A 3583-nucleotide genomic window follows, 5' to 3' on the forward strand; every position below is an offset into this window, starting at 1 on the left:
ATAACGCCTTAAATGGCGAAGAAACGGTCTAAATAGGCTGATTCAAGGCATTTACGGGAGAAAAAATCGGCTCAAACATGAAGAAATGAAATGACTGAGTCAGCCGAGAAGAATTTCCCCGCTTATTCGCACCTTCCCTAACTTATGGCGCTTTAGGGAGGGGCAGGAGCGGACTGGTAATCAGGGAAGGGAGATGAATACGGCACGTTGAAAAGGGTCTGACCTTGATACCAAAGAAAGGGCGCACGAAAGTAGCGTAAATAAGACACTGGTTTGAGGCTGGTGTCAGAGGATAACTAGCTCTGTACATATAAACTTACTCATCGTTACTTGGCGCTCTACTGAAAAGCATAAAAAACAGCCCGTATATTGCAGGCTGTCCTTTAATTAATATTGGTATAGAAGCCCTGTTATATTGCTACAGGAGCCTTAATATGAGGATGCGGGTCATACCCAACAATCTCAAAGTCCTCAAACTTATAGTCGTATATTGAATCGGGTTTACGCAGAATTTTCAGCTCCGGCAACCCTCTCGGCTCACGAGACAGCTGTTCTTTAATCTGCTCAAAATGATTCGAGTAAGCATGAACATCACCGAAAGAGATAATTATTTCATGTGGTGTAAGATCACACTGCTGTGCCAGCATATGTGTTAATAAAGCGAGGCTGCTTTGGTTATAAGCATAGCCCAAAAATATGTCACTGCTGCGTAAAAACAATTGTGCTGACAATTTTCCATCTGCCACATAGAATTGATATAGCAGGTGGCAAGGAGGTAAAGCCATTTTACCATTACGCACGTTATCTTGCGGGCTTACTGACTCGTCTGGCAGATACTCAACATTCCAGCCATGGAATAGGATCCGCCTGCTATTCGGATTGTTTTTGAGGGCATTAACGACATAATCGATTTGGTTAATTGCACCACCATCTTTAGTCGGCCAAGCAGTCCACTGATTGCCATAAATTGGCCCCAGATCACCAGTTTCTGTTGCCCATTCATCCCAAATTTTTACGCCATTCTCATTTAGCCAACGAGTATTGGTGTCACCACTTAAGAACCAAATTAACTCATTGGCAATGCTCTTAAAATGGAGCTTTTTAGTTGTGAGTAGAGGGAAACCATCAGCGAGGTTATGTCGAATTTGACGCCCAAATACCGATTTTACACCTGTGCCAGTCCGGTCACCTTTAACCGTCCCGCTATCCATAATATCTTGCAAAAGCTCCAAATATGCTTTCATTTTTCATTCACCATATTTAATAAGTCTGTAATTCTTGCAATTTCAGCATTGGCTTTTTCTAGCTCGACTTGCAACTTATCAGCTTGAACCATATAGAAATCCCTTGATTTCGACATGGTAACAAACTGAACAGTCATAGACTCATATAACGACTTAAAATCGTTAGATTTACCATACCAATACTGAATTTCTTTTAAACACTTGCTAATATTTTCCTTGAGTTCAACCGTTGGGTCAACCTCTATGATATTGTTTCTTTTTTCCTCAAGCTCAGCCTTCCTGGCAGCTTTGATTGCAGCCACTCGCTCAAGAGGCCAGACCCGATTACGGATGGTGTTTCTGTGAACTGATGCAAGGTTTGCAAGGGATGATATTGAACACTTTATAGAGCGATCGTTCTGCATCTTGATTAACGCTTCATTGATGCTCTCAGTTACATCATTGAACTCTTTATTATTCCTCTCATCATAGGCGGTCATTTAAACACCCCGAGATATTCCAGAACACCTTTAGCTTCATTAGCAGCTTCCACAGCCTGGCGATAATTAGTCTCTGATTCACCAAGACTCACTACTTTCATATTCTGCTCATAAACCTCACGCCACTTGGGGATATGTGCTTTTGTAATCACAGCTTGATGACAGCGATTAGGGTTACAACGCAGGCTACCAATGCATGGGAGGCTTTGATCAAACTCTTCTACACGACCGCCATAGCACATACCAGTGCCTACATTGATAACTGCCATTCCCTGTTGGGCCATCGCCTCAAAGACCTCATCATTTGAATAGCCAGCAGCTTGATAGCCTTCAAAAAGCTTCCTTAGTCGTTTCTTATGAGCATCTGCATTCACACCCGCAAACGTACCATTCGGGTCATACATTTCTTTTACGAGATGCACTTCTGCCTGATGCCGAAGGTTGTTTTTTTCTGCTTTAATACCAGATAACATATCTCCGATATCACCATAACACATTGTGTCACTAGAAAAGCCCTTATTAGAGGCGGCACCAACTGACTGAACAAGATTACCAAAATGCTTCAATTGATGAGAAATGAATGGGAGCCCCAACTCCACTTTGTACATTTGATATGCCAAGGTGTGTCTCATCATATATGGGAAGAAATCAATGGAATTTAGTTCATCGCTGGTTAGAATTTCAGAAAAATAATTCTTAATTACTATGCATACACCGTTCTTGAGTGTTTTTGGTTCCTGACTAAACTTTAGCGTTTCACTTTTACTATAAACAAACGGATTATTCCTAATTCTAGTCAATACAACTAGAGCTGCCATTGCATCTTCTACAGCGGGAATTGCAACCCAAAGGTCATCAAACAGCCTTCGTGAAGTTGAACGATGTTTATGAACAGTAGAACAAATGCATGGAATATCAAAGGAACTTGTAAGTGGTTTATCTACACGAATTTCTGTAAATTCACTTGGACGCATACCAGTGAACTGGGCAATAATGTAAATTGCTGCATCATGTACAAGCTTAGTGTAATTAAATATGTCTTCTGTGCCCTGCTCTGGACGCTGAAGATCTGCGGCCCTGACATCACCAACCAGCTCCGTATTGAGCTTGCTTCTAACAAGAGCTATGTCTGTATTTTTTTTGTAAAGACGCACACCAATATAATACTCAACATCTGAATCGCTTATATCCATTACTGATGGTGGCAATTCATTCCGAAATAGATCAAGTTTTTTCTCTGCAATTTTATCTTTTATTGGCAACCCCATCTTATGGAGGAAGTCGCTGATCAAGCAGCTTGATATAGTCACAACTCTATCAAAGATTTCGTCAGGGATTACCTTTTCCCTATCATCTTCTTTTTTCTCAATTTGTGTAATAGATAGATGTTCGATTTTAGGTAAGAATGGAGTGTGAGAGTAAAGAGCATTTACAATTCGGTCATGTGAAAACCACTCAAAAACTTGTTCAATGTGGTAGACTGTTGACTCTGCTTTTTGATAGCCAACACTGAACATTTTATAGTCTTGATAGGTAATATCAATTAAAGAGCAGAATTTCTCTCTACAGAATGCACTGCCGTATTCTTCACCTGCCTTATTATAAAAGTGATCCATGAAATCTAACCATGACTTTACCATTGGTGTTATCGATTGCATGGAGAGTGTTTGCCCACTTTTACCGCGTCTATTTTGAGATCGTTTAGGGATAATTCTAATATATACTATAGCAATTTTGAGCTCTGCCACTATGGATTTAGGGATGTTATTATATGCTGAAAAGTCAATTATTAGCCTACTCCCCCTCATTGTTTTGGCAATTTCAACATCTGCTGTGTAGTCCCAGGGTGAGAGCGTGAAC

At 40.6% G+C, this 3583-nt stretch carries 3 protein-coding genes; all 3 read right to left on the minus strand.

The genetic code is table 11. The annotated features are described in order from the left end of the window. Positions 1-410 precede the first annotated feature (410 nt). Complete coding sequence (locus tag BN1127_RS20075; protein ID WP_042650619.1) at positions 411-1244, minus strand: thymidylate synthase; 834 nt, start codon at positions 1242-1244, stop codon at positions 411-413. Continuing rightward, on the minus strand, positions 1241-1723 hold the full coding sequence (locus BN1127_RS20080; protein WP_021141269.1) for a hypothetical protein: 483 nt from the start codon (positions 1721-1723) through the stop codon (positions 1241-1243). Before BN1127_RS20080 ends, BN1127_RS20075 begins: the two co-directional genes overlap by 4 nt. Next, positions 1720-3583 (minus strand): site-specific integrase (locus tag BN1127_RS22280; RefSeq protein ID WP_156139793.1); only part of this gene is annotated, 1864 nt, incomplete at its 5' end. The genes BN1127_RS22280 and BN1127_RS20080, both read right to left, overlap by 4 nt.

It is taken from the genome of Aeromonas media (genome assembly GCF_000819985.1).
GTDB lineage: Bacteria > Pseudomonadota > Gammaproteobacteria > Enterobacterales > Aeromonadaceae > Aeromonas > Aeromonas media.

Bases quoted from the DNA above. Each gene is read 5' to 3' on its own strand.
- BN1127_RS20080 (WP_021141269.1), bottom strand. From the start codon at position 1,723: ATGACCGCCTATGATGAGAGGAATAATAAAGAGTTCAATGATGTAACT.
- BN1127_RS20075 (WP_042650619.1), bottom strand. From the start codon at position 1,244: ATGAAAGCATATTTGGAGCTTTTGCAAGATATTATGGATAGCGGGACG.